This window comes from Pseudomonas haemolytica, from assembly GCF_009659625.1.
Classification (GTDB): domain Bacteria; phylum Pseudomonadota; class Gammaproteobacteria; order Pseudomonadales; family Pseudomonadaceae; genus Aquipseudomonas; species Aquipseudomonas haemolytica.
Genome location: NZ_VOIW01000003.1, coordinates 141,127 through 166,922, shown reverse-complemented (window position 1 = coordinate 166,922; position 25,796 = coordinate 141,127). Strand labels below are relative to the sequence as shown.

The following is a 25,796-nucleotide window of genomic DNA, read 5'->3' as shown; positions in this document are numbered from 1 at the left end:
AACAATACAAATAAGCCAATCTCTCTTACTCGTCGCAACGAAGGGCGTAATGCTTGATCACGTTAAACATTCCGAGAAACTCGATGAGATACCTCTTGTGCGCCCTGCTATTGGTAGCCGCAGGGCCGGCCTGTGCCCAAGCGCCCAGCCTTTTGGCTAACTGCACGCGCAGCGCCAACGTGCTGGCTTGCGTGGACCCGTTGGGGAATGCCTACAGCGTGGCGACCGTGGGCAGCACGACGTATCTGCGCGGTTTTGAAGTGATCGGCAAACGCTACTGGGCGCAGACCAACAGCCGCTATGGGCAACTGACGTTCTTTACCGGCTTGGCATCCGATGGTGAGGCGTGGGTCGGTTACACGCGGCGCGTGGGCTGGACCACCATCAACCGGTTTTCCAGCTCAGGTGGCGCCAGCGTCAAATTCACCTGCAGCCGACTGACCGGCTGCTAGGCCTGGGCTTTCTTCTGTTCCTGCACCCAGGCCATGTAGCTGTTCATCGGAGGGTTCTTCTGGAAATAATTTTTCAGACCTTCGAAAAGGCCGTCCGCCACCGCTTGTTGATGACGTGCCGTCACTAGCCGCTGGGCGTCTCGAGCGTTGGAGATAAACCCGGTTTCCACCAGGATCGAAGGCACGTCCGGTGACTTGAGTACCGCGAACCCTGCCTGCTCGACGCGCTTCTGATGCAAGCTGGTGATGCTTTGCAGGCTGCCCAATACCGAGCTGCCCAGTTGCAGGCTGGAGGCGATGGTAGCGTTCATCGACATGTCGAGAATCACCCCGGCCAGCATCGGGTCTTTGTCCTTCAGATTGAGCAAGGTGGTGGCGCCCAGCAGGTCTGCGCCGTTTTCGCGCTGGGCCATGAAACGCGCCGTGGCGGAGGTGGCGCCGCCTTCAGACAACGCATACACCGAAGCGCCCGATGCGGTAAGCCGTGGCGCGGCGTCGGCATGCACCGAAATGAACATATCGGCCTTGTGCTGGCGAGCGATGTCCACGCGCTTGCGCAAAGGCACGAAGAAATCGTCATTGCGCACCAGTTTTACGTCAAAGCCCTTTTCGCGTTTCAAGCGTTTAGCCAGCAACTGGGCGATCGACAGCACCACATCTTTTTCGCGCTGGCCCTTGGAACCGACGGCGCCTGGGTCCTTGCCGCCATGGCCGGGATCGACCACCACAATGATGTCGCGTTTTGGGTGCCCCTTGCCCACCGGCGCCACTAACGGCAAGGGCTCAGCAGCGATTTGACGGGGTGCGCGAGTAACACTGGTCAGGTCCAATACCAAGCGGTGACCTTGTCCATCCTGGGGCGGCAGCACGAAGCTGTTGAGCTGCATCGGCGCGACCAAGTCCAACACGATGCGCGTATCGCTCTTACCAAAATGCCCGGAACGGATCGAGGTAATCCCACTGTTCTTCAGCGCCAGCTGGGAGAAGTCGCCACTGAGGCCGGCACCACTCAAGTCGATGATCAAGCGATCCGGTGCAGTCAGGGAAAAAGTCTTGTACTGCACCGGGCCACTGAGATCGAACACTAAACGCAGCTTGTCGTCCGAGCGCCACACGCGTGCATTGCGAATCTGCGTGGCGTAGGCCCCTAAAGGCAAAGTGAACAGGGGGCTGACCAGCAGCAGGTTGAGGAGCTGACGTCGGTGCATGGCATATACCGCAGATAAAGGAGCGTCCCTACTCGACATGACTGAATAAAGGCTGGATCAGAAATTTCATCGTAACGGTAATTGTTATACTATAACATGACTAATTATTTCCAACGATGGACCTGTCTATGAATGCGCTGACTCTGCCGGATATCGCCGCGCAGGCTTCACGCCAAGCCTTGCCACTCGACTGGGTGGGCATGTGCGGCATCGCCTTGCCTATCCTGATTGACGGTCAGCGCCTGACCGCCACCGCCGATGCAGGCGTGAGCCTGGACGACGGCACGGCCCGTGGCATTCATATGTCACGCCTTTACCTGGCCTTGGAGATGCTCGACCAGCAGCCGCTTACACCTGCACTTCTGCGTAATGTACTGCTTCGATTTCTCGACAGTCATGAAGGTTTATCTAAGAACGCCTACCTGCGCATCTACACCGATGTGCTGCTTAAACGCCCGGCACTGGTCAGCCCATTAGCTGGCTGGAAAGGCTACCCGGTGAGCATCGAGGCACGTCTGGAAAACCAGATGTTCCACGTGGAACTAAAAATTGACGTTACTTATTCCTCAACGTGCCCATGCTCCGCCGCCCTCGCCAGGCAGTTGATTCAGCAGCAGTTTCTCGATGATTTCGCCAATATACCGTTGCAGCACGAAGACGTGTTGACCTGGCTCGGCAGCGCCAATGGCATTCTCGCCACGCCTCACAGCCAGCGCAGCAGTGCGCAGCTATCCATCCAACTGGACGAGCAACAGCCCGACCTACCGCTGACTGAGCTGATCGACAACGCCGAAGCCGCCCTCGGCACCGCCGTGCAAACCGCGGTGAAACGTGCGGACGAACAAGCCTTCGCCCTGGCCAATGGGCAGAACTTGATGTTCTGCGAAGACGCCGCTCGCCGCCTGCACCTCGCCTTGAAACGCTCGGATGCCGTCAAAGCCTTCCACCTCAAAGTGATCCACGCCGAAAGCCTGCACGCGCACGATGCCGTGGCTGAGAGCCGCTGGACGAGAGACCCCGCATGATCACCTGTAATGCTCTGCGCTGGGGAGCTCCCGGGCAACCACTGACGCCGGCGCTGGACTTGACGCTGGAAAAAGGCAGCCTCACCGGCATAATCGGCGCCAACGGCACCGGCAAGAGCAGCTTGCTCAAAGTCATTGCCGGCCTGCAAAAGCCGCTGGCGGGTAAAGTCACCGTGGGTGTTCCTCGTCGCGGCGGCCTGTCGTTCCTGCCCCAGCAGCAATACCTGGATCGCCAGTTCCCCATCAGCCTGCAGGAGCTAGTCGCCGCTGGCTTCTGGGGTACCCAGCACACTGCGCAACAACGCAGCCAACGCCTGCAAGCGGTATTGGAAGACTGGTGCCTCAGTAGTCTTGAACATCGACCGTTGATGGCATTGTCCGGTGGCGAACTGCAACGCGCCCTGCTCGCCCGCATGAGCCTGGCCGACGCGCCCATCCTGTTGCTCGACGAACCCCACGCGGCCCTCGACGAAGACGGCCAGGCGCTGTGCTGGAAACACATCCACGCCTGGCATGACCAAGGCCGCACGCTGGTGGTCGTCTGCCATGACTTGGCGTCTGTGCGCCATCACACCCAGCAAGTAGTACAGATCAAAAACACCGGCTGCGTATTCGGCCCCAGCCAAGAGCTGATCCGCCCGCAACCGCATATGCAGGTGGCGTGATGCACCTCACCGCCCAGCTGTGGATGCCGTTTCATGACTTCGTATTTATGCGCCGCGCGCTTATCGGCGGGTTGGTGCTCGCCTGCAGCACCGCACCGCTGGGGGTGTTTCTGATCCTGCGGCGCATGAGCCTGATCGGCGACGCGGTCGCCCACGGCATCCTACCGGGCGCAGCGCTGGGCTTCTGGTTTGCCGGGCTGAGCCTGCCCGCGCTGACCATCGGCGGCCTGGGCGCCGGTCTGGGCATGGCCGGCCTGGCCGCGTGGATAACCCGCCGCACCGGTCTGCGCGAAGACGCCAGCCTCGCCGCCATCTACCCCATCTCCCTCGCTGCCGGTGTGCTGATCCTGGGCCTGGCCGGCAAGCGCCTGGACCTGCTGCACCTGCTGTTCGGTTCAGCCCTGGCCGTGGATCAAACCACCCTCACCGGCATGCTCTGGGTCTCGGGTTTCAGCTTGATCGCCATGGCGTTGATCTACAAACCGCTGCTGCTCGACACCCTTGATCCGCTGTTCCTGCAAACCGTCAGCCGCCTCGGGCCGCTGGCCCATGGCGTGTTCCTGACGCTGGTGGTGCTGAACCTGGTGATCGGCTTCCAGGCCATCGGCGCGTTAATGGTGGTGGGCTTGATGATGCTGCCGGCTATCGCTTCACGCTTCTGGAGCCGGCGCCTGCCGGTGCTGATCGCGGTATCGGCGGTGCTGGGATGCCTGTCGGTGTGGCTGGGGTTGTTGTTGTCGTTCTACTACTCACTGCCCAGCGGCCCGGCGATCGTGCTGGTGGCGGGTGCTGGGTATGTGTTGTCCGTGGTGTTCGGTCCGGTGCACGGCTTGTTGCGCCGCCCGCCTTTGCTTACATCCCAATGAGGTGTTTCCCGATGCGCGCTCTACTCGTGCTGTTCAGTCTGCTGTTGCCGCTTTCGATGGCTCACGCCGCAGACAAGCTTCAGGTGGTCACCAGCTTCAGTATTCTCGATGACATCACCCACCAGATCGGTGGCGATCACATCCAGATCAGCAACATGGTCGGCCCGGACGCCGACGCCCATACCTACGAACCCACACCGGATGACGCCAAGGCGCTGCTCAAGGCCAAGGTCATCATCAAGAACGGCCTCGGTTTCGAGCCGTGGCTGGATCGCCTGGTCACCAGCACCGAAACAAAGGCGACGGTGGTCACCGCCAGCAAAGGCGTGATTTCCCACACCATGGATGAGGATGGCGAAACCATTCCCGACCCACACGCCTGGCACAACCTGGCCAACGCCGAAATCTATGTGAGCAACATCACCAAGGCGCTGGTCGCCGCTGACCCGGCCAACACCACCGCCTACCTGCGTAACAGCCAGGCCTACCTGAAGCAAATCCACAGCCTGCTGGCCGAAGCCAAGGCCAAGTTCGGCGCGCTGCCACCGGGTAACCGTCGCATCGTCACCTCCCATGACGCTTTCGGCTACCTGGGCCAGGCCTATGGCATCCAGTTCCTCGCACCCCAAGGCTTGTCCACCGAACGTGACCCCTCAGCGGCCGAAGTCGCCGCGCTGATCACCCAGATTCGCAAGGACAAGGTCAAAGCCGTGTTCATGGAAAACATCAAGGACTCGCGTCTGCTCAAGCAGATCGCTGACGAAAGCGGCGCACAGGTCGGCGGCACGCTGTACTCCGACGCCCTCGCCGCAGCAGGGCCGGCCAGCACCTTTATCGGCCTCTTCGAATACAACCTCAACACCCTCTGCGCAGCCTTGAGCAAGCCATGATCCGTAAAAACCCTTCCGGCGATCTGCCGGTGATCGCCGAATCGGCCTACGTCGACAAGACCGCAATCATCTGCGGCAAAGTCATCATCGGCGAGAACGTGTTCGTCGGCCCCTACGCCGTGATCCGCGCTGACGAAGTCGATGCCAGCGGCGCCATGGACCCGATTACCATCGGCGCCAACTCCAACATCCAGGACGGCGTGGTCATCCACTCCAAGTCCGGCGCGGCGGTGACCATCGGCGAATTCACCTCCATCGCCCACCGTTCCATCGTCCACGGCCCCTGCACGGTCGGTGACCGCGTGTTTATCGGCTTCAACAGCGTGCTGTTCAACTGCGCCGTGGGCGATGGTTGCGTGGTGCGCCACAACTCGGTGGTCGACGGCCGCGACCTGCCCGCCGCCTTCTACGTGCCCTCCACTACCCGCATCGGGCCCAACACTGACTTGTCGCAATTCCCGCCGGTGAGTGTCAGCGCCTCGGAGTTTTCCGAAGACGTGGCGCGCACGAACGTTGACCTGGTACGCGGCTACAAAGCCCTGCAAAACGAGTTCTGACTCCTGCATTTCCTGCGTTAAGCGCGGGGTTTAACAGTACCGCAATCGTTGCCCAGCCACTGGGCGTGGCTGTCCAGGCTGCCCTTCTGCTGGATGCCGGTGGCATTGAAGGTACCGTTGACGGTGGTGGTAAATTCTTTCTGGCTCTGGAACGTCGCTACGCCTGTGCCTTGGGCTTTCGGGCAGCTGAAACGAAATTTCCACTGGTTGCCGCTCTTGTCGGTCACTTCCTGTTTGCAGCCCGATTGAGGGTCAGTCAGGGGAATCGAATCAGAGGCAACCTGGGCCGGGGTCAAGCATACCTGCACACCCTTGCCAGCCATGTTGATGCCTTGCTTTTCGAGCATGGCGCGTTGTTCAGGGGTCATCTGTTGCTTGAGCTGACCGAGGATCAGCGACAAGTCCGGCAGGTCCTGATTATCGACCTTCATATTGCTGGTGGTCAATTCCCACAAGCCTGGCGCTAGCATCTGCGCCTGCGCCGCCACCGGCAGCGACAACCCAACAACCATGGCCAAACCAAGCAGACGAGCATTCATCGGGTAACTCCTGGGTAATTGTCGGCGTTAGACGTCGCAAAGCCGCGAGTGTTGCACGGCAAATAAAATAGCGACATTCACTGCCGTTCATGGTCTGTTACGCACTGGACTGCCTGGAGTTAAGTCGTTCATGGATTTCTTTGGCCCGCACCTGCTCGCCTACTTCATTGCCACGTTGCACGTTCTCGGGTCCCTCGCCGCGATCCACGCAGTACTGACCGTCCGCACCGCCCAAGGCTCGATCGCCTGGGCCTTGTCGCTGATGTTCATGCCTTACCTGACGCTGATCCCTTACCTGATCTTCGGCCGCAGCACCTTCGACGCGTACATCCAGGCCCGCCGCCAGGCCAACCAGGAAATGCACACGGCGATCACCGAACTGAACTGGCGCCCGTGGGTAGAGGAAGCGCTCGCTGCGCGCAACTCCAGCGCCTATGCCTCCCTGCGAGCCATGCCCAAGCTCGGCCGCATGCCGTGCCTGGCCAATAACGAAGTGCGCTTGCTCATCAATGGCGACGCCACTTTCGGCGCGATTTTCGAGGCCATTCGCAACGCCAAGACTGCCGTGCTGTTCCAATTCTTCATCATTCATGACGATGAGCTGGGCCGCCAGTTGCAGACCCTATTGAAGGAAAAGGCCGCCCAAGGCGTGGCCATTTATGTGCTGTACGACCGCATCGGCAGTCACGCCCTGCCCCATCGCTACGTACAATCGCTGCGCGACGCCGGGGTGCAGGTCAAGGCGTTCGCCACTCGCGGCGGCTGGCTCAATCGTTTCCAGGTCAACTTCCGTAACCACCGCAAGATCGTGGTGGTGGACGGTATCACCGGGTTTGTCGGCGGGCATAACGTCGGCGATGAGTACTTGGGCAAGAAGCCGCCGTTGGCGCCATGGCGCGATACCCATGTGCAGGTCACCGGCCCGGTTGTGGCGTGCCTGCAGGAATCGTTTGCCGAGGATTGGTTCTGGGCCGCGCGGGAACTGCCGCCGCTGATTCTGCCAGACGCCTACCCGGAGGACGGCGTGCTCTGCCAACTGCTCGCCAGCGGCCCGGCCGACCCGTATGAAACCTGCTCGCTGTTTTTCGTCGAGGCCATCCACGCAGCGACCGAACGGGTATGGATCACCAGCCCGTACTTCGTTCCCGACGAAGCCGTATTTGCCGCCCTGCGCCTGGCGGTGTTGCGTGGCGTGGACGTGCGCCTGTTGCTGCCATCAAGGCCCGACCACCGTATCGTCTATGCCGCCTCCAGCCTGTACGCCATCGAAGCGGTGCGCGCAGGCGTGCGGGTGTTCCGCTACAAGCCAGGGTTTCTGCATCAGAAGGTGGTGTTGGTGGACAGCGAAATCAGCGCCATCGGCAGTGCCAATATGGACAACCGTTCGTTCCGGCTGAATTTCGAAGTGATGTTGCTGACGGTAGATGCCGCCTTCGCCAGCGAGGTGGAGCACATGTTATTGGACGATTTCGCCCTGGCCCATGAAGTCAGCCAGGAAGAAAGCCGCGAGACGCGACGCCTGCAACAACTGGGGATGCGGGTGGCGCGCTTGATCTCACCAATTCTCTGACAGACAGAATAGGGAAAAAGTGGGAGGGGGCTTGCTCCCGATCGCGGTGGGTCAGCCAACTGATTAGTTACTGATACACCGCGATCGGGAGCAAGCCCCCTCCCACATTTAGCCCTTGATCATTTTTGTAAACGTGTTTCAGCGGTAAAGATCTTCCCGCGTCCACGGCAGTTCATGGCCACCATCGGCGTGAGGTTTCACCGCCAGGATCTGGTGCAAATTGATCCAGCCCCGGGCAAACGCATAAGCACAACCCGCCAGGTACAACCGCCAGATGCGCAATGCCTGCTCCGGCACCATTTTCGCCGCCGCTTCCAGGTTGTCTTCCAGGCGCTCGCTCCAGTGGTCCAGAGTGCGTGCGTAGTGCAAACGCAAACTTTCGACATCGACCACCTCCAGCCCGACTTCACTGATCTCAGCGGTCATCATCGCCAGGTGCGGCAGTTCGCCGTTGGGGAACACGTAGCGCTCGATAAACTCCCCGGCGCCACGGCCTACCGGGCGACCGTCGGTGTGCTTGGCGGTAATGCCATGGTTCATTACCAGGCCGCCTTCACGCACGGCGCCGAACAGGGTCTGGCAGTATTGCGCCAGGTTGGCGTGGCCCACATGTTCAAACATGCCCACGCTCACCACTTTGTCGAAACGGCCGTCCTGGGGCAGGTCGCGGTAGTCGAGCAATTGCAGGTCAACCTGATCTTCCAGGCCTTCGGCTTTCACCCGCTCCCGGGCCAGCGCCAGTTGCTCCTTGCTCAAGGTGATACCAAACACCTTGACCCCGAATTCCCGCGCCGCAAACCGCGCTAGTCCGCCCCAACCGCACCCCACATCGAGCAGGTACTCACCCGGCTGCAACCGCAGCTTGCGGCACAAGTGGCGGAATTTGTCCTGTTGGGCCTGGTCGATGGACTCGCTGCCGGTTTCGAAATAACCACAGGAGTAAGCCATGTCCTGGTCCAGCCATAGCTGGTAGAACTCGTTGGACAGGTCGTAATGATAGGAAATGGCCGCCGCGTCGGTGGCCTTGTCATGGATCGAGCGTACCGGACGACTGCCCTCATCGTCAGCGACCAAGGCGTGACTCAACTCGTCACATACCCGGATGACCTCGGAGATGGAGCCTTCCAGCTCCAGCTTGCCCTCGACGAAGGCTTGGCCCAGTGAATCGAGCGTTGGATGGGTCAGCCTGGACACGACCGTGGGGTCCTTGACCACGATGGTCACACTGGGCTCGGGGCCCAAGTTGAATTCATGGCCGTCCCAGAGTCGAAGACGCAGCGGTAGCTGAAGATTCTGTAAGGCCGGTGGAAGTTGCGCGAGCATATATAGTCCCCCCTTGTTTCAGACGTCTGCTGAGAGGGTAGACCATGCTAAACAAAGTAGGAAGCTATCTATCGATAGCACCTTTCTATGGGGCTCGGCGCTCGAGCAAACCATCCTGGATCCACTGTTTCAGCCACGTGGCTGCCTGCAGTGGTGCACCCTCTGCATAAGTGACCGCCAGCTCAGTGCACAGTTCTGAAAAACTCCAACCGGTGGTCACCATCCCCGCCAGTGCACAGGCTTCACCGGGCTCCAGGCTACGGTAGCGGCACACATTTTCAGAGCGCCACACCAGGCAGATTTGAGCCAGCTCCAGCGCCTGGCTGCCGGGGAACTCCGATTCATCCTTGCTGGCGCGCCAGATCGCCACCGTGTTGAAGCGGCAAAGCAACTGCTGCACTGAAGACGCCAGGGTTACCTGCAACGCTGGCCAGTCCTCAGGCGCCAGTTGCGCCATGTCATCGAGGGTCAGCGGCGCACCTTGTGGTGCATCAAACGCCAAGGTGAACGCCCACTCCAGGCGCGCCAATTCCGCCAGCGGCGCACTCTGTTCAGCGACCAAATGCTCAAGGATAAACATCGCAAAGCGCTCGCCCAACCAGCGCAGGCTGTAATGGGCCGAAGGATAACGACGGACATAGGCGTCGGTCAGCGAGGTAAATTCTTCATCCCCCAGCCAATACCAAATGGCACTGAAGTCATGGCGCAATACTTCCTGCAATCGCGACAGGTAGGCGTTGTGGTAAATCGCCAGGCCCGTGTCTACATCCAGTGCCGGGCCACCCAACAAGGTGGCGGCAAAGCCACTGTTGGCCACGGATGTTTCGGACAACAGATGCTGCTCAAAAGCCAATTGCCAGTCGATCAAGCGCATAGCGATCTCCGGGCCAATGCGTTTGCGCCCAGTTCACGGGCCTTGCTCAATTCGGTGAGCAGCTCCTCGAACGGCGGGAAATGGTCATCGCGTTCCAATAACGTCGACACCGGCCCTAGATGCTCCAGGGTCTGCTGATACAGTGCCCATACCGGGTCGCACACCGGATGGTCATGGGTGTCGACCACGTAGTCGCCGTAGTCCATATGCCCCGCCAAGTGCAGCTGGCGAATGCTCTCGGGCGGCAGGTTGCGAATAAACGTCCAGGCATCAAACCCATGATTACGCGAGCTGACGTAGACGTTGTTAACGTCCAACAGCAACTGGCAACCGCTCAGGTGGGCCAAGGCGTTGAGGAACTCCCACTCGGTGAATTCATCGGCCTTGGAGCGCACATAGCTGGAGACGTTTTCCAGCACCAGCGGGCGCTGCAATACATCCTGCACCTGACGCACACGACCGGCCACATGGTAGAGGCTTTCTTCGGTGTAAGGCAGAGGCAGCAGGTCATGCAACTGGTGCGCGCTGCCACGGCTCCAGCACAGGTGGTCGGAAATCCACGCCGGCTGAATGCGCTCTGCGAGCTGTTTGATTTGCTTAAGGTAATCGGTATCAAGGGCATGGGGCCCGCCGATGGATAGGGACACCCCGTGCATCACCAGGGGATAACGCTCGGCTATCGCATCCAGGTAGTACAAGGCTTTGCCGCCCTGCACCAGATAATTCTCGGAGACAACTTCGAACCAATCCACCGCAGGGGATTGCTCCAGGATCTGCTCATAGTATTCGTTGCGTAAACCCAGGCCATAACCCAGGGAGGGGAAGGAATTGGTCATCATGAACTCCGGCAAAAGTGCCCGCAGCGGCGCAGGGAAACCGCTGCGGTTGCACTCGGTTGTCGCTTACTCGCCGACTTTGCCGCCAGCCTCGTCGCAAGCAGCCTTGGTCATGGCCTTGAAGCCGTGGCCTTTGCAGACAGCCTGACCTTTGCAGGCGTTTTCGGCGGTCTTGCAATCGTTCATGCCTTTGCAGGAGGTGACACCGTAGCAATGAACCGTAGGTGCGTCGGCAGCCTGTACCTGGGTGGCGACACCGGCAAACATGGAAGCAGCAGCGATAGCCAGGGCAGCACCGGAAACGGCTTGTTTGATGTTCATTGTGTAGTCCTCATAAATCGGTAGTGGAGTCGGTCTGAACGGATTGCGCAGTCTCGACACACCACTAGAGTGAGGCCCCCCATCGGCGTTACAGCCGTGTGCACATATTTCTGAAATTATTCCTCGAGCTTCAACAGCGGCTCCTGGAAGCGCAACAAACGCCCGGCGTTACCCAGTACCAGCAAGGTACTGAGGTTATGCAGCACCGCCGCAATCATGGCGCCCGCCGCACCCAGCCAGCCAAATGCCGCGAACACTACGATGGCCAGCGTCCAGCCCAAACCGATGATCACGTTCACCTGCAACGTCTGCCGGCACTGGCGACTCAAGCGCACGCAAGTGCCCAAGCGGCGCAAATCGCTGCCGATCAACACTACATCCGCCGACGCCAGGGCGATGTCCGCACCGCCCGCGCCCATCGCCACGCCGACCACACCGGCCTTGAGTGCCAGGGAGTCGTTGATGCCATCGCCCACCACCATCGGCCGGAAGCCACTGCTGATTTCCCCCAGCACGCGATTGAGCTTGTCTTCCGGCAGGGCTTGGGCTTCGACATCACTGATGCCCACGTCCAGCGCCAGGCTATCGGCCACGCTTTGGCGGTCGCCGGTCAGCAGCAGTTGGCGGCCCAGGCCCAACTCACGCAGTTCCTGCAGGGCCTGGCGCGCCTCCGGCTTGACACTGTCGGCCAGCAACAGCCAGGCCAGGAACTCCCCGTTCAACGCCAGCCCGGCTATCGGACCGTCATGGGTGGGAACGCGGGTAGTGACGATGCCTAACTGTTCGAACAACTCCGGCCGCCCCAGTGCCGCCTCGCCCTGCTCGGTCTGTGCCACCACGCCCAGGCCCTGGCGCTCGCGAATGTCGGTAAGCACCAGCATCTGCTCCTGGGTCGCCAACCCCGCCAACGCTCGGCTGACCGGGTGACTGCTCGCCGAACCGAGACTGGCCGCCAAGCTCAGCAATACCTGGCGATCCGGCGCGGTGGTGTCGATGGACTGCAGGCGCAGGGTGCCGAAGGTCAGGGTCCCGGTCTTGTCGACCACCAGCGACGTCAGGTCGGCCAACTCTTCGAGAAACGCCGAGCTGCGGATCAGGATCCCATGGCGCGCCGCCACGGCGATCCCGGCAATCGCCGTGGCCGGCGCCGACAACACCAGCGCGCAAGGACACGCCGCCACCAGCACGGCGAGCATCGCCTGGGCATCATTGGTGACAAACCAGGTCACCGCCGCCAGCAACAGCACCAGCACCATATAACTGCCGGCATAACGCTCCAGCAGCCGGGTGATCGGCGGCTTGGAGCGTTCGGCGTTCTGCATCAGCGCGATGACTTTGCCCAAGGTCGACTCGTTGCCGGTACGCGTCACCTCAAGGCGCAACAGGCCATCGAGGTTGATCGCACCACCGAACACCTGCACGCCAGCGCTGGCTTCCAACGGTACCGACTCACCCGTGATCGGCGCCGTGTCCAGGCTCGCCTGGCCGGACAGCACCACGCCATCGGCCGGCACGCGATCACCGGCGCGCACTTCGACGATATCGCCGGTGTTCAGCGTGCCGTTATCCACTTCGGTGACGGTGCCGTCCGCCTGCACCAGGCGCGCGTGACTGCGGGTAAGTTTGCCCAGGGCATGGATCGCTTCCTGGGAGCCGATCACGCTGCGCTCTTCCAGCACATGGCCGAAGATCATGATGATCGGCAGCAGCGCGGCGGTGAGCAGATCGCCGGTGGCCCAGGCGCCGAGCATGGCCAGGGCGATCAATTGGTCGGTGATGCCGTGCAGGCTGGGGAAGCGCAGGCTGTACCAGGCCGAACGCATCACCGGCACCGCCACCAACAGCGACGCCACGCCAAGCAACAACTGGCTCACACCGCTCTGGTCCGGCGCCAGCCAGCGCCACACCAGGCCCAGTACCAGCAGCCCCAAGGCGAGCATGGCCAGGGTCAATTGGCGGGCAGCGCTGCGCTGTTCCGCGGTGGTCAGCATAGGTGCGCTCATTGTTCGGCTCCCTGGATGATCAAGCGGGAGTCGTCTTTGGGATCGACCGTGGTCACGGAGCCGGCCTGGCCGAGAATTTTCGGCATGCGCTCGCGGTACAGGCGCAACAGCAAGCCAGGGTCTTTTACGTGGGCCAGGCTGGCGACGGTGGCGGTTTGCGCCTGGGCATTGGCCAGGCGCTCACTGGCCTGGGCGTGGGCGACTTGCACCTGGCGGTCAGCGTCCTGGTTCGCGGTCTGGGTGAGCTTTTCTGCTTCGGTGCGGGCGTTGGCTACCGCTTTGTCGGCTTGCTGGCTGGCGGTCAGCACCGCATTGAAGGCATTCACCGCCGGCCCCGGCAGGCTCGATTGCACATCGACGCGGGTGACTTCGATGCCCAGGCCCAAACCGCTGGCGGCCAATTCGGCCAAACGCTTATTGATGCCTTGCACCAGATCGCCGCGCAGCCGTTCACGGCGTTCGGCGGCGCCATTGTCGCTGCCGATCAGTTCCGGGCGCGCCACCAGAATAGTGTCCAGATCCCGCGCCGCAGTGAGGGCCACGGCGCTGCGCGTCACCAGCCGATCCAGGGCGGGCAGCACATGGTCGCCCTGCAACACGAAGGCGTAGGGCTCGGTCACCTTGTAAAACACCCGCACATCCAACTGCACCACGCCGGCATCGCCGGTCAACAGATAGCCGGAACCGGCCAGGGCATCGCTCAATGGCGTGGCGAAACTGGCCACGCGATCAGCCTGCAGCGCCGCATCGGAACGCAACAGGTTTTCCACCCGGCGCTCGATCACCCGGTCCGCCGCCGGCAGCAGCACAACTTGCTCGAAGGGCTGCGGCCAGGCCAGCAACAGCCCGGCGTTCTGAATGCGATCAAGGGCGCCGAAATGCAGGACCACGGCGCGATTCTGCGGGTCGATCTGGCGCACATTGGAAAAGGCCCAGGCCAATGCCGCCAACACAGTGACCGCGTACAGCGCCAGGAAGGTCAGGCGCCCAGCCTGGATCCATGGGCTGTCCGGGCTGTCACGCTCGCTCATGGCTGGATGTCCTTCGGCCCGTCCACCAGGGCGCGGAACGGCGCGGCGTCAGTGCGCAGGATGATCTTGGTGCCCGGCGTGACCACTGTGCCCAAGGTGTCCAGCGAACGCAGCAGGTTGTACAGCTGCGGATTACCGGCGTAGGCGCGGCCATAAATCTGCGCGGCTTCAAGACGCGACTGCGCTTCGATCTCGGCGGCTTTCACCGTGGCATCGGCCTGCACAATGCGCGCATCGCGCTCGGCGGCAGAACGGATTTGCGCCGCTTCGCGCTTGCCCACGGCTGTGCGCTCGGTGGCGATGGTTTCACGCTCGGCGCGCATGCGGTCAACCGTAGCGGTGAGGGTCACCGACGGCAACGTCAGACGCTCGATGCCGACCTGCGCCACGCGCACGCCATAGGTGGTGAGCAATTGTTGATCAATCTGCTGGCGCAACTGCGCTTCGAAATCGGCGATGCGCACTTGGCCGGCATCGGTGTTGATCAAGCTGGACAGGTCAAAGCTGGCTGCGGTGGTTTCCAGCGCCGAACCGACAAAGGTACGAATCTGCCGCGCCGCTTCATCCGGCTGGTTCTGCACCGCTCGCATGAAGCGCTGCACATTGTCGGCATCGCCCTGCACCTGCCACGCCACATAGGCCTGCACAATAATCCGCAGGCCATCGCGGGTGCCCACATCCTGCAAGCCGCTGGACGTGGTGCGCAGGCGCAGGTCCACCGGGATCGCCGCTTCGAACGGCGCCGGCCAGCGCCAGCCAAGGCCCGGCTCCAGCAGCACCCGTGCAGGGTTGCCGAAGCGGGTAATCACCGTGGCCTCGCCGGAACGCACCTGCACCAGGCTCGCCGCTGCCACGGCAAACAGCACCAGCAACACCGCCCAGGCCATGCGGCGCCAAGGGAACGGCCCGGCCGCCTGCTCATCGCCGTGATGGTGATGGTGGTGGCCGTGATGGTGGTGATGACCGTGATCGTGAGAATGAGCGCTCAACAGACAGACTCCTTATTGAACGGCTTTACGCGGCGCCATTGGATCGGCGGGCAAAGTAAAAGAACGCAGATCGATCGTCGGCGCACTGTCGGCGCCCAAACGATGATCCAGAATAAGCAGCTTGGCGTGGGCAAGGCCCTGGCTCAGTTGGCCCAAATACTGTTCCAGCACGAAGGCTTGGCCCGCAGCGGCGTAGGCTTTTTGTTCGGCGGCAAAGCGCAGGTTCGCCGCTTGCGCGCCGGCATTCACTTCGCGAGCGCTGGCCTGGGCCTGATCCCGAGCAGTGCTGGCTTGCAACAGCGCCTGGTTGGTCTGCTCGCTGGCTGCGCCGCGTTCACGGGCAATCAGGGCCTGGGCGCCGATCTGCGCGGCTTGCACGCCGTGGTAAGCGTTGGCGGCGCCGGCCGGAGGGTGGATTGCTTCGACTACCGTGGCGAGGATTTCCACGCCGCTGTGGAGTGCTTGCAGGTCGGCTTGCACGCTGCGGCCAATCTCGTCGGCGAGGCTGGTGCGTTGTTCGCCGAGCAATTGGTCGAGGGTGCGCGAGGCAAAGTCATGCACCAGGATGCGGCTAGCGGTGCTGCGAATCAGGGTCGGGATATCAGCGCTGTTATAGGTGGCGGCGAGCGCGGCCTGGTCGGTAAGGCCGATTCGGTAGACAAAGCGCACGTCCATATTGACGATCTGGAAGCCCTGTTTATCACCACTGCTGCTGGCAATGACCTGGGATTTGTCGTTCACATGGCTGGCGTCCCACAGGCGGTTGGCGATCAACGGCGCCGGGCCTTCGGCGGCGGCCAACTCCGGAGTGGCGGCTTCGCTGACGCTGGTCGCCAGTTCATGCACCACGCCGTTCTCCACGCTCAGTACGCGGCCCAACGGCCACGGCAAACCCGCATGCAGGCCAGGGCCGAACACTTCGACCGGTTTGCCAAAACGCTCATAAATCCCACGGCCTTGCAGGGGCACTTCATGCACGCCGGTCAGCGCCCAGCCGACCGCCAGCACTACCAGCAACACCGGCATAAACGCCCGGCGCATGTAGGTAAAGGCCCAGATCTGGCGCAGGTCGATACCGAAACGGTTGTGCAGCTCATGCTGCAGCGCCAGCAAGGGTTGTGGCGGCCAACGCAGCAGGCCGGCGATAAAACTCTGCGCCATCAAGCGCGGTTCGAGGCGCGGCTGGCGCGGGCTGAACAGCGACAGCACGCCCCGCAGCAGGAACTCCAGCGCCACCAGCGCCGGCAACAGGCCGATGAGTGTCGCCAGGCGCAGTGGCCAAACCGACTCGGCATTGGCAAACAGCAGGCAGATTGCACTGATCACCAGGCAGATAATCGCCACCCGGCTCAACTGCGCCAGTTGTGAAGCTTCCGGCCATTGGGCGACGGTTTCCTGGGCCAGGCGGCGCTCGAACACCAGCAAGCCAAACGCCAGGGCCAACGCCAGCGCTGCGCCGATGCTGGCTGATTGGCCAATGGCCGCAGCCGGCAAGGCCAGGTTCCAGAACTCGATGATGCTGACCAGCGCCAGCAGCGACCAGCCGCCCAACCACAACACCGGGGCGCCAACCTGCGCCAACAGGCCGTTGCCGAAACGATTGATCAAGCCCTTGTGCCAGGCAGTGGGATCACTGGGTGGTTCGATCAGCTCAGCGCTTGGCGCCTCCAGCGCCTGGGCACGCCAGTCGGCCACCCACCAGGCCGACTGCAAGCCGGCGACCAGCACCAACAAGGCCGAAGCACAGTTGATCAACACTACCGGCCAGATCGACAGCGGCGCAAACAACGCCACGAACATCGCCAGTACCCAACCGCAAATGGCCAGGGTCGTCAGGCTGATACCGGCTTGGCGCAATCGACGGGCATGGAACAACCCTTGCTGAAAACGCGGAAGGCCCTCTACCGAGGCGCCATCAGCTTCTAGATCCACTTGCATCCACTCAACGCCCGCTTGCACACAATTCGTTACGATATAACACGAAGCGTGAAATTTTTGTTCGCTTTTGAACCCGCTATCGGGGGCAAGCCCCCTCCCACATTTTTTCTCTGTGTTCTCTGGAATGTGACTAACCCCCTATAAACACGAGCCATCACTAGTGTCGGCAACAATAAGTCGGCACACTCCAGAACAGTTTTTCGCGGGTTCACGGACAAGGAAGCGCCACCCCCATGATTTCCATCTACCAACTCAAGCCGCGTTTTCAAAACCTGCTGCGCCCCCTCGTGCAGCGCCTCTATGACAACGGCACCACCGCCAACCAGATCACCGTGCTGGCCGGGGTAATTTCCCTGCTGGTGGGCGTGTTGATCGCAGGCTTTGCCCAGCACCTCTGGCTGTTTGTACTGATCCCGCTGTGGATGATTGTGCGCATGGCCCTCAACGCCATCGACGGCATGCTCGCCCGGGAATTCGGCCAGCATTCACGCCTCGGCGCCTACCTCAATGAACTCTGCGACGTGATCGCCGACAGCGCGTTGATCCTGCCCTTTGCACTGATCCCCGGCGTGAGCCTGGCGCCAGTGTTGCTGGTGACGCTGCTCGCGATATTCAGCGAGTACGCCGGGGTGCTGGGGCCAATGGTGGGCGCATCGCGTCGCTACGACGGGCCGATGGGCAAGAGTGATCGAGCGTTTGTACTCGGTGTACTGGCCACCGGCGTGGCGCTGGGCTGGCTCGGCGCCGGTTGGGTCGAGGCGGTGATGTGGCTGGTTGCCGCGCTGCTCGCCTACACCTTGGTCAACCGGGTGCGTCAGGGCCTCAAAGAACAACCTCAAACTCCCCCTTCTGCATAAGGATTTTGCGATGCGCGAACAGCAAGAGCACACCTTCAGTACCCATGATGGCGTCGAGCTTTTCTACCGGCACTGGCCGGCCACGGCAGGCGCCGGGCCGCGCAAGGCGATTCTGCTGTTCCATCGCGGCCATGAGCACTCAGGGCGTATTGCCCACCTGGTAGATGAACTGGGCCTACCGGAGTTTGATTTCTTTGCCTGGGACGCCCGTGGCCACGGCCAATCCCCCGGCGAGCGTGGCGACAGCCCCAGCTTCGCCACCAGCGCCCGCGATGTGCAGACCTTCTGCGACCACATCGGCGCCACCTACGGCATCGAAGAGGAACACCTCGCCGTCATCGCCCAAAGCGTCGGCGCGGTGATCGCGGCCACCTGGGTCCACGATTACGCACCAAAGATTCGCGCGCTGGTGCTCGCCTCGCCGGCCTTCAAGGTCAAGCTGTACGTGCCCTTCGCCCGCCCTGGGCTGGCCTTGATGCGCAGGTTTCGTGGCAACTTTTTCGTCAACAGCTACGTCAAGGCCAAGTTCCTCAGCCATGACCCAGAGCGCGTGGCGTCCTACGACAGCGACCCGCTGATCACCAAGGCCATCTCGGTGAATGTGCTGCTGGGCCTGTACGAGGCGGCCGACCGGGTTGTGGCCGATGCCCAGGCGATCCAGGTGCCGACGCAACTGTTGATCTCCGGTTCCGACTTTGTGGTGCACCGCAAACCCCAGCAGCAGTTTTTCGACTGCCTCGGCAGCCTGAAAAAAGAGCTGCATATCCTCCCCGGTTTCTTCCACGACACCCTCGGCGAACGCGATCGCGCCGTGGCCGTGAGCAGCGCCAAGCGCTTTATCCTGCAGAACTTCGCCCACCCGCTGGACCGAGCGTCCCTGCTGGACGCCGACAAACTCGGCGCCACCTGCGCCGAATCCGAATCCCTGGCCGCGCCGCTGCCGCGCAACTCTCTGCGCGACCTGTACTGGCGCATGACGCGCGCCAGCATGGGCCTGGGCAAGAACCTGTCGGACGGGGTAAAGCTGGGCTTTGACACCGGCTTCGACTCCGGCAGCACCCTGGACTACGTGTACCGCAACACGCCCACCGGCAAGGGCGCGCTGGGGAGAATGATCGACACCAATTACCTCAACTCCATCGGCTGGCGCGGCATTCGCCAGCGCAAGCTCAACGTCGAGGAGTTGCTGCGCCTGGCCATGGCCAAGCTGCGTGACGATCACCGCGAAGTCCGTATCGTCGACATCGCCGCCGGCCACGGCCGCTACATCCTTGAAGCCTTGCAAGGCGTTTCACCGTTGCCGGAGTCGATCCTGCTGCGCGACTACAGCGACATCAACGTGCGCGACGGTGGCGCGCTGATTCGCGAGAAGGGCTTGGGGGACATCGCCCAGTTCGTCAAAGGCGATGCGTTCGACCGCTCCGACCTGGCCGCCCTGGACCCCAAGCCGACCTTGGCCGTGGTGTCCGGGTTATATGAGTTGTTTGCCGATAACGCCATGGTCGGCGGTTCACTGGCGGGCCTGGCCGAAGCGGTGGAGCCTGGCGGTTACCTGGTGTACACCGGCCAGCCATGGCACCCACAGCTGGAGCTGATTGCCCGCGCGCTCACCAGCCACCGCCAGGGCCAGGCCTGGGTGATGCGGCGGCGCAGCCAGGCGGAAATGGACCAGTTGGTCGAGGCCGCGGGCTTTCGCAAGATCACCCAGCGCGTGGATGAGTGGGGCATCTTCACGGTGTCCCTGGCACAGAAGATCTGAACATGCGCGAACCCGGTTTATTGAAACCCGCGGTCCTTTGGTTGCTGCTGTTGGCGCCGCTGTTTTTCAGCACCTACGGCTTCGCCACCTGGGTTACCAGCCAGCGCAGCGACGTCGGCACACTGGTGTTCGGCTGGGAAACCCATATGCCGTTCTGGGCCTGGACCATCGTGCCCTATTGGTCCATCGACCTGCTCTACGGCTTCTCCCTGCTGCTGCCCAATACGCGTCATGAGTTGAAACAACATGCCCTGCGCCTGCTGAGTGCCCAGTTGATTGCTGTCAGCTGCTTCCTGATCTGGCCGCTGCGATTTACCTTCGAGCGCCCTGAACTGGACGGCGTATTCGGCTGGCTATTCGCAGTGCTGGCCGGTTTTGACAAGCCGTTCAACCAGGCGCCGTCGCTGCATATCGCGCTGCTGGTGATCCTGTGGGTCATGTATCAGCGGCACACCCAAGGATTCTGGCGTTGGGTGGTGCATGGCTGGTTCGCGTTGATCGGCATTTCGGTGCTGACCACTTATCAACATCACTTTATCGACTTACCCACAGGCGCCCTCGCGGGGTGGTTATGCGTGTGGTTATGGCCGGTGGAACATCCGAGCCCGTTGTTGAATGCGCGACTGACGCGGGATACCCAACGTTGGCGGCTGGGTATGCGCTATGGGCTGGGCGCGTTGATACTGGTGATACTTGCCTTCATGCTCGGCGGCGCGTGGCTATGGCTACTGTGGCCTGCGGTTTCCCTGGGGTTGATCAAGGCCAATTACTGCGTGCTCGGCGCTCCGGGCTTTCAAAAACGCGCAGATGGCCGTCTTACGCCCGCCGCACGCTGGCTGTATGCCCCGTATCTAGCTGGCGCGTGGGTCAACTCGCGCCTATGGACACGCAAACATCCACAGCCCGACCAGATTGTGGATAACGTCTGGCTTGGGCGCATTCCTACGGCGCACGAGCAGAATTCATTCAAAGCCATTGTCGATCTGTGCGCCGAACTGCCGATTAATCCACAGGGCCGTGCCTATACCTGCGTACCAGTGCTTGACCTGATCGCACCGACACCCGACGAATGCCTGAAAGCCGCACACGCTATCGAGCAACTGCGCCAGCATGGCCCCTTGCTGGTGTGCTGTGCCCTCGGTTACTCCCGCAGCGCCACCGCCGTCGCCGCCTGGTTGTTGAACACAGGGCGTGCCGCTACGGTTGATCAAGCGCTGTCTATTATTCGTACAGCAAGGGCCACTGTGGTTCTTCACCCCGCCCACCGTAAAGCTTTGGAGGGTTTGCCCCATGCCCGCTGATATGGAACTCCAGGTGGTTGCCAGCCTGCTGCGCCGTGGCCGCTCACTGGATCAGTTATCCACAGGCCTGACGTTGCTCGGCGTACTGTTCGGCCTTGCCCAGTTGTTGTTGGCCAGTATTTCAACGATCTGCCTGTTGCTGGCCCTGTGGATGATTGTGTTGGGCCTGTTGCAAAAATACTGGGCGTTGCGCGTAGCCTTCGACGCTGACCTATTCGCCCTGCTGGCCCGCGATACCACACGCACGCCAGATCTCGACGAGGCGTTGCAAACCCTTGACCTGCAATCACCCAAGCGGGCTGGCCGGCCCTGGACCGAGCGCCGTCGCGGCGCCCTCAAACTGTTGCGCAAACAAGCCTGGTTGCTGGGCGCGCAAGCCCTGCTGACCCTGGGCGTCATCCTCGCCAGCCCCTGGCTACCTTTCGCCGGATAAGGAATCCCCATGTTCGAACCCGTGGTCGCCACGCTGATTACCTCCATGGCCCGCACCGTCACCGGCGCCCGCAGCCTGTGGCTGGGGTGCGCGCCGGTGCCGGTACAACGCATCTATTTCGCCAACCACAGCAGCCACGGCGACTTCGTGCTGGTATGGGCGTCGCTGCCGCAGAACCTGCGCAAATTCACACGCCCGGTGGCCGGCAGCGATTACTGGAACAAGAGCGCCCTGCGCCGCTACATCATCAACCGCGTATTCAATGGCGTGCTGATCGACCGCGAACGCAAGGACCCGATGGATAACCCTTTGCAGCCCATGCTTGCGGCCCTGGAAGGCGGCGACTCACTGATCCTCTTTCCGGAAGGCACACGCAATCTGGAAGATGGCTTGCTGCCTTTTAAAAGCGGCCTGTACCACTTGGCAAAAAGTTACCCACAGGCCGAACTGGTCCCGGTGTGGATAGCCAATCTCAACCGGGTCATGCCCAAAGGCCGCGTACTGCCACTGCCGTTGTTATGCACGACCAGCTTCGGTGCCCCCCTGCAATTGGAAGACGGCGAAGACAAGGCCGCATTCCTTGCCCGCACCCGCGACGCCCTCCTCGCCCTTGCCCCGGAGCATTCCTGAAATGGATAGCCAAACCCTGATGTTATTCGGCGGCATCGGCGCAATCCTGGTCATCGCCTCGCTGATCGGCCTGATCCTCAAACTGCGCACCCGTGGCAACCCCAACGCGGTGATCGACAACCTCAACGCCCGTATCAACGCCTGGTGGGTGATGGTGGTAGTGATCGGCGTAGCCTTCTGGCTCGGCACCGGCGCAGTAATCCTGTTGTTCTACGCCGTATCGTTCTACGCCCTGCGCGAATTCCTTACCCTCACCCCGACCCGGCGCAGCGACTACCCGGCCCTGGTGGCTGCGTTCTACCTGGCCCTGCCGTTGCAATATGTGCTGATTTACGCCGACTGGTATGGGCTGTTCTCGATCTTCATTCCTGTGTACGTGTTCCTGCTGCTGCCGATCCTCGCCTCATTCGGCGGCGACAGCACCCACTTCCTGGAACGCGCATCGAAAGTGCAATGGGGGCTGATGATCGCAGTGTTCTGCGTATCCTTCGTCCCTGCTCTGCTGACGTTGGACATCCCCGGCTACGAAGGCCGTAACCTGCTGCTGATCGCCTACCTGGTGATCGTCGTGCAACTCTCGGACGTGCTGCAGTACGTATGCGGCAAGCTGTTCGGCAAACACAAGATCGCGCCCAACCTGTCACCGTCGAAAACCGTGGAAGGGTTTGTGGGCGGGATTCTGCTGTCATCCCTGATCGGTGCGGCGCTGTGGTGGACCACACCGTTCAACCCCTGGCAGTCGTTCTTGATTGCGCTGTTGATCAACCTGCTTGGCTTTGCCGGCGGGATTGTGATGTCGGCGATCAAACGTGACCGCGGCGTGAAGGACTGGGGGCACATGATCGAAGGGCACGGTGGGATGTTGGATCGGCTGGATTCGGTGTGCTTTGCGGCACCGATTTTCTTTCATCTTGTGCGGTATTGGTGGACCTGAGTCGCCCCTTTCTCAAACCCAATGCAGATCAAAATGTGGGAGGGGTAGCCCCGGTACAAGCCGGGGACATGGTTTACAGGCGTAATCCAACCACCTCGATAGATCCAAAACGTAAAAAGGGGCTGTTGAAAACAGCCCCTTTTTCGATACGCCAGTAAGCCTTACTCCACAGTCACCGACTTCGCCAGGTTACGTGGCTGGTCAACGTCGGTGCCCTTGAGCACGGCGACGTAGTACGACAGCAACTGCAGCGGGATGGTGTAGAGGATCGGTGACAGGGTGTCGTGGATGTGCGGCATGTTGATGACGTGAGTGCCTTCGCCATTGGTCATACCCGCCTTCTCATCTGCGAAGACGATCAGTTGGCCACCACGGGCGCGTACTTCCTGCAGGTTGGACTTGAGCTTCTCCAGCAGTTCGTTGTTTGGCGCGACGGTGACCACCGGCATATCGTCATCCACCAGGGCCAATGGGCCGTGCTTCAGCTCGCCGGCCGGGTAGGCTTCGGCGTGGATGTACGAGATTTCCTTGAGTTTCAGCGAGCCTTCCATTGCTACCGGGTATTGCGCGCCACGGCCAAGGAACAAAGTGTGGTTCTTGTCGGCGAACAGCTCGGCGATTTTTTCCACGGTGCTGTCCATGGCCAAGGCTTCGCCCAGGCGGGCCGGCAGGCGGCGCAGTTCTTCCACCAGGGTGGCTTCGACACCTTCGGCGAGGGTGCCGCGCACTTGGCCCAGGGACAGGGTCAGCAGCAACAGGCCTACCAGTTGGGTGGTGAAGGCTTTGGTGGAGGCCACGCCGATTTCGCGACCAGCCTGGGTCAACAGAGTCAGGTCGGATTCACGCACCAGGGAGCTGATGCTGACGTTGCAGATCGCCAGGCTGCCGAGGAAGCCCAGCTCTTTGGCGTTGCGCAGAGCGGCCAGGGTGTCGGCGGTTTCGCCGGACTGGGAGATAGTCACGAACAGAGTGTCGGGCTGCACCACCACTTTGCGGTAGCGGAATTCACTGGCGACTTCGACCTGGCATGGAATACCGGCCAGTTCTTCCAACCAGTAACGAGCGACCATACCGGCGTGGTAGCTGGTACCACAGGCCACGATCTGCACATTGCGCACTTTGGCGAACAATTCGGCGGCTTGCGGGCCGAAGGCGTTGACCAGTACCTGGTTCTGGCTCAGGCGACCTTCCAGGGTGCGTTGCACCACGGACGGCTGCTCGTGGATTTCCTTGAGCATGAAGTGGCGGAACTCGCCTTTGTCAGCGGCTTCGGCGCCATCGCGGTATTGCACAGCTTCACGCTCGACCGACTGCCCGTTAACGTCCCAGATCTGCACGCTTTCACGGCGGATGTCGGCAATATCGCCTTCTTCCAGGTACATGAAGCGGTCAGTTACCTGGCGCAGCGCCAGTTGGTCGGAGGCAAGGAAGTTCTCACCCAGGCCCAGGCCGATCACCAGCGGGCTACCGCTACGGGCGGCCACTACGCGGTCAGGCTGGCTGGCGCTGATCACTGCCAGGCCGTAAGCGCCATGCAGTTCCTTGACCGTGGCCTTGAGGGCCGTGGTCAGGTCGCTGTGGTCCTTGAGCTTGTGGTTGAGCAGGTGGGCGATGACTTCGGTGTCGGTGTCCGAGGTAAATACGTAGCCCAGGCCCTTGAGTTGTTCACGCAGGACTTCATGGTTTTCGATGATGCCGTTGTGCACCACGGCCAGGTCACCCGAGAAGTGCGGGTGGGCGTTACGCTCGCACGGCGCACCGTGGGTGGCCCAACGCGTGTGGGCAATGCCCAGGCGACCCACCAGCGGCTCGCCAGCCAGGGCCTGGTCCAACTCGCTGACCTTGCCCGGGCGGCGCATGCGCTCCAGCTTGCCGGCATTGGTGAAAACCGCCACACCGGCGCTGTCATAGCCGCGGTATTCAAGGCGCTTGAGGCCCTCGATCAGGATGGCAGTAACGTTACGTTCGGCGACTGCGCCAACAATTCCACACATGATGTTTCTCCTAGATGACGGCCGCGCATATCAGCGTAATGCCGCGGGCTTGGATCTGGTCGCGGGCCTCAAGCGGCAGGCGATCATCGGTAATAAGGGTATGGACGCTGCTCCAGGGCAGTTCCAGGTTGGGAATCTTGCGGCCGATCTTGTCGGACTCGACCATCACCACCACTTCACGGGCAACCTCGGCCATGACGCGGCTCAGGCCCAGCAATTCGTTGAAGGTGGTGGTACCGCGCTGCAAATCGATGCCGTCGGCGCCGATGAACAACTGATCAAAATCGTAGGAGCGCAGCACTTGCTCGGCGACCTGGCCCTGGAACGAGTCCGAATGCGGGTCCCAGGTGCCGCCAGTCATCAACAGCACTGGTTCGTGCTCCAGTTCGCTCAAGGCGCGGGCCACGTTCAGGGAGTTGGTCATCACCACCAGGCCGGGCTGATGGCCCAGTTCGGGGATCATGGCGGCGGTGGTGCTGCCGCTGTCGATAATGATGCGCGCGTGTTCACGCAACCGCACCACGGCCGCACGGGCGATGGCGCGCTTGTAGGCCGAGATGGGTTGGGCTGAATCGCCTACCAACTCTTGGGGCATGGTGATCGCACCACCGTAGCGACGCAGGAGCAGGCCGTTACTTTCGAGGGCGGCCAGATCCTTGCGGATGGTCACTTCCGAAGTTTCGAAACGCTTGGCCAACTCGTCCACACTGACTTCGCCCTGTTCATTGAGCAAGGTCAGGATATTGTGGCGCCGTTGAGGTGTATTTCGTTTCGACATGGTGATGATAAGTTTCGTTTCGA

The 25,796-nt window shown here is 61.7% G+C and carries 25 protein-coding genes; 13 read left to right on the top strand and 12 right to left on the bottom strand.

The features are described from left to right. Positions 1-83: 83 nt before the first annotated feature. On the top strand, positions 84-452 hold the full coding sequence (locus FRT59_RS11160; RefSeq protein ID WP_153871229.1) for a glutamine synthetase: 369 nt from the start codon (positions 84-86) through the stop codon (positions 450-452). Here FRT59_RS11160 and FRT59_RS11155 read toward each other — a convergent pair. Beyond that, complete coding sequence (locus tag FRT59_RS11155) at positions 449-1,660, bottom strand: N-acetylmuramoyl-L-alanine amidase (protein WP_153871228.1); 1,212 nt, start codon at positions 1,658-1,660, stop codon at positions 449-451. The genes FRT59_RS11160 and FRT59_RS11155 overlap by 4 nt on opposite strands. A 128-nt stretch (positions 1,661-1,788) precedes the next feature. Between FRT59_RS11155 and folE2 the strand changes: the two genes are divergently transcribed. The 5 genes from folE2 to FRT59_RS11130 are packed head-to-tail and all read left to right on the top strand — an operon-like array spanning position 1,789 to position 5,663. Further along, positions 1,789-2,685 carry a GTP cyclohydrolase FolE2 gene (folE2, locus tag FRT59_RS11150; RefSeq protein WP_153871227.1) on the top strand — a complete coding sequence of 299 codons (897 nt, stop codon included), beginning with the start codon at positions 1,789-1,791 and terminating at the stop codon, positions 2,683-2,685. Then, positions 2,682-3,350, top strand: a complete 669-nt coding sequence (locus FRT59_RS11145; protein WP_153871226.1) for a metal ABC transporter ATP-binding protein — start codon at positions 2,682-2,684, stop codon at positions 3,348-3,350. The genes folE2 and FRT59_RS11145 overlap by 4 nt, the downstream gene beginning before the upstream one ends. Further along, positions 3,350-4,216 (top strand): metal ABC transporter permease, encoded by an 867-nt coding sequence (locus FRT59_RS11140; RefSeq protein WP_034116521.1) that lies wholly within the window; start codon positions 3,350-3,352, stop codon positions 4,214-4,216. Before FRT59_RS11145 ends, FRT59_RS11140 begins: the two co-directional genes overlap by 1 nt. Positions 4,217-4,227: 11 nt before the next feature. Further along, positions 4,228-5,106 (top strand): metal ABC transporter substrate-binding protein, encoded by an 879-nt coding sequence (locus FRT59_RS11135; RefSeq protein WP_153871225.1) that lies wholly within the window; start codon positions 4,228-4,230, stop codon positions 5,104-5,106. Beyond that, complete coding sequence (locus FRT59_RS11130) at positions 5,103-5,663, top strand: gamma carbonic anhydrase family protein (RefSeq protein ID WP_005792581.1); 561 nt, start codon at positions 5,103-5,105, stop codon at positions 5,661-5,663. The genes FRT59_RS11135 and FRT59_RS11130 overlap by 4 nt, the downstream gene beginning before the upstream one ends. Before the next feature lie 17 nt (positions 5,664-5,680). Here FRT59_RS11130 and FRT59_RS11125 read toward each other — a convergent pair whose 3' ends face one another. After that, complete coding sequence (locus tag FRT59_RS11125) at positions 5,681-6,202, bottom strand: DUF3617 domain-containing protein (RefSeq protein ID WP_034116524.1); 522 nt, start codon at positions 6,200-6,202, stop codon at positions 5,681-5,683. Between the two features lie 130 nt (positions 6,203-6,332). Between FRT59_RS11125 and cls the strand changes: the two genes are divergently transcribed. Further along, a complete protein-coding gene (cls, locus tag FRT59_RS11120; RefSeq protein ID WP_034116525.1) occupies positions 6,333-7,772 on the top strand; it encodes a cardiolipin synthase in 1,440 nt (479 codons plus the stop codon). A gap of 138 nt (positions 7,773-7,910) precedes the next feature. On the opposite strand, the gene cfaB is transcribed toward cls, so the two are convergent. The 8 genes from cfaB to hflK (FRT59_RS11080) all read right to left on the bottom strand — a co-directional run bounded on the left by cfaB (position 7,911) and on the right by hflK (FRT59_RS11080) (position 17,087). After that, positions 7,911-9,095, bottom strand: coding sequence for a C17 cyclopropane fatty acid synthase CfaB (cfaB, locus tag FRT59_RS11115; RefSeq protein WP_034116526.1), 1,185 nt, complete (start codon positions 9,093-9,095; stop codon positions 7,911-7,913). Positions 9,096-9,180: 85 nt separating this feature from the next. After that, positions 9,181-9,969: an HvfC/BufC N-terminal domain-containing protein gene (locus tag FRT59_RS11110; protein ID WP_153871224.1), complete on the bottom strand. Its 789-nt coding sequence runs from the start codon at positions 9,967-9,969 to the stop codon at positions 9,181-9,183. Next, the gene (gene bufB, locus FRT59_RS11105; RefSeq protein WP_034116528.1) at positions 9,960-10,805 is read right to left on the bottom strand and encodes an MNIO family bufferin maturase; all 846 of its coding nucleotides are present in this window, start codon (positions 10,803-10,805) and stop codon (positions 9,960-9,962) included. The genes FRT59_RS11110 and bufB overlap by 10 nt, the downstream gene beginning before the upstream one ends. 66 nt (positions 10,806-10,871) lie before the next feature. Continuing rightward, positions 10,872-11,126, bottom strand: coding sequence for a BufA2 family periplasmic bufferin-type metallophore (gene bufA2 / locus FRT59_RS11100; RefSeq protein ID WP_034116529.1), 255 nt, complete (start codon positions 11,124-11,126; stop codon positions 10,872-10,874). A gap of 116 nt (positions 11,127-11,242) precedes the next feature. Next, positions 11,243-13,129: a cation-translocating P-type ATPase gene (locus FRT59_RS11095; RefSeq protein ID WP_153871223.1), complete on the bottom strand. Its 1,887-nt coding sequence runs from the start codon at positions 13,127-13,129 to the stop codon at positions 11,243-11,245. After that, a complete protein-coding gene (hflK, locus tag FRT59_RS11090; RefSeq protein ID WP_034116531.1) occupies positions 13,126-14,160 on the bottom strand; it encodes a protease modulator HflK in 1,035 nt (344 codons plus the stop codon). Before hflK (FRT59_RS11090) ends, FRT59_RS11095 begins: the two co-directional genes overlap by 4 nt. Beyond that, a complete protein-coding gene (hflC, locus tag FRT59_RS11085) occupies positions 14,157-15,152 on the bottom strand; it encodes a protease modulator HflC (protein ID WP_167524273.1) in 996 nt (331 codons plus the stop codon). Before hflC ends, hflK (FRT59_RS11090) begins: the two co-directional genes overlap by 4 nt. 9 nt (positions 15,153-15,161) lie before the next feature. After that, a complete protein-coding gene (gene hflK / locus FRT59_RS11080) occupies positions 15,162-17,087 on the bottom strand; it encodes a protease modulator HflK (RefSeq protein WP_153871221.1) in 1,926 nt (641 codons plus the stop codon). A 233-nt stretch (positions 17,088-17,320) separates the two neighbouring features. Between hflK (FRT59_RS11080) and FRT59_RS11075 the strand changes: the two genes are divergently transcribed. From FRT59_RS11075 to FRT59_RS11050, 6 genes are read left to right on the top strand one after another with little or no spacing between them, the layout of a single operon-like run. Further along, positions 17,321-17,944, top strand: a complete 624-nt coding sequence (locus FRT59_RS11075; protein ID WP_153871220.1) for a CDP-alcohol phosphatidyltransferase family protein — start codon at positions 17,321-17,323, stop codon at positions 17,942-17,944. A 10-nt stretch (positions 17,945-17,954) separates the two neighbouring features. Further along, a complete protein-coding gene (locus FRT59_RS11070) occupies positions 17,955-19,703 on the top strand; it encodes a bifunctional alpha/beta hydrolase/class I SAM-dependent methyltransferase (protein ID WP_153871219.1) in 1,749 nt (582 codons plus the stop codon). A gap of 2 nt (positions 19,704-19,705) precedes the next feature. Continuing rightward, positions 19,706-21,004: a phosphatase PAP2/dual specificity phosphatase family protein gene (locus FRT59_RS11065; RefSeq protein ID WP_153871218.1), complete on the top strand. Its 1,299-nt coding sequence runs from the start codon at positions 19,706-19,708 to the stop codon at positions 21,002-21,004. Next, a complete protein-coding gene (locus tag FRT59_RS11060; RefSeq protein WP_153871217.1) occupies positions 20,994-21,437 on the top strand; it encodes a hypothetical protein in 444 nt (147 codons plus the stop codon). Before FRT59_RS11065 ends, FRT59_RS11060 begins: the two co-directional genes overlap by 11 nt. 9 nt (positions 21,438-21,446) lie before the next feature. Beyond that, positions 21,447-22,067, top strand: coding sequence for a lysophospholipid acyltransferase family protein (locus FRT59_RS11055; RefSeq protein ID WP_153871216.1), 621 nt, complete (start codon positions 21,447-21,449; stop codon positions 22,065-22,067). Between the two features lies 1 nt (position 22,068). Then, positions 22,069-23,001, top strand: a complete 933-nt coding sequence (locus FRT59_RS11050; protein ID WP_034116539.1) for a phosphatidate cytidylyltransferase — start codon at positions 22,069-22,071, stop codon at positions 22,999-23,001. Between the two features lie 161 nt (positions 23,002-23,162). Here FRT59_RS11050 and glmS read toward each other — a convergent pair whose 3' ends face one another. Then, positions 23,163-24,995 carry a glutamine--fructose-6-phosphate transaminase (isomerizing) gene (glmS, locus tag FRT59_RS11045; RefSeq protein ID WP_153837293.1) on the bottom strand — a complete coding sequence of 611 codons (1,833 nt, stop codon included), beginning with the start codon at positions 24,993-24,995 and terminating at the stop codon, positions 23,163-23,165. A 10-nt stretch (positions 24,996-25,005) separates the two neighbouring features. Then, positions 25,006-25,773: a DeoR/GlpR family DNA-binding transcription regulator gene (locus FRT59_RS11040; protein ID WP_153871215.1), complete on the bottom strand. Its 768-nt coding sequence runs from the start codon at positions 25,771-25,773 to the stop codon at positions 25,006-25,008. Positions 25,774-25,796: the final 23 nt, after the last annotated feature.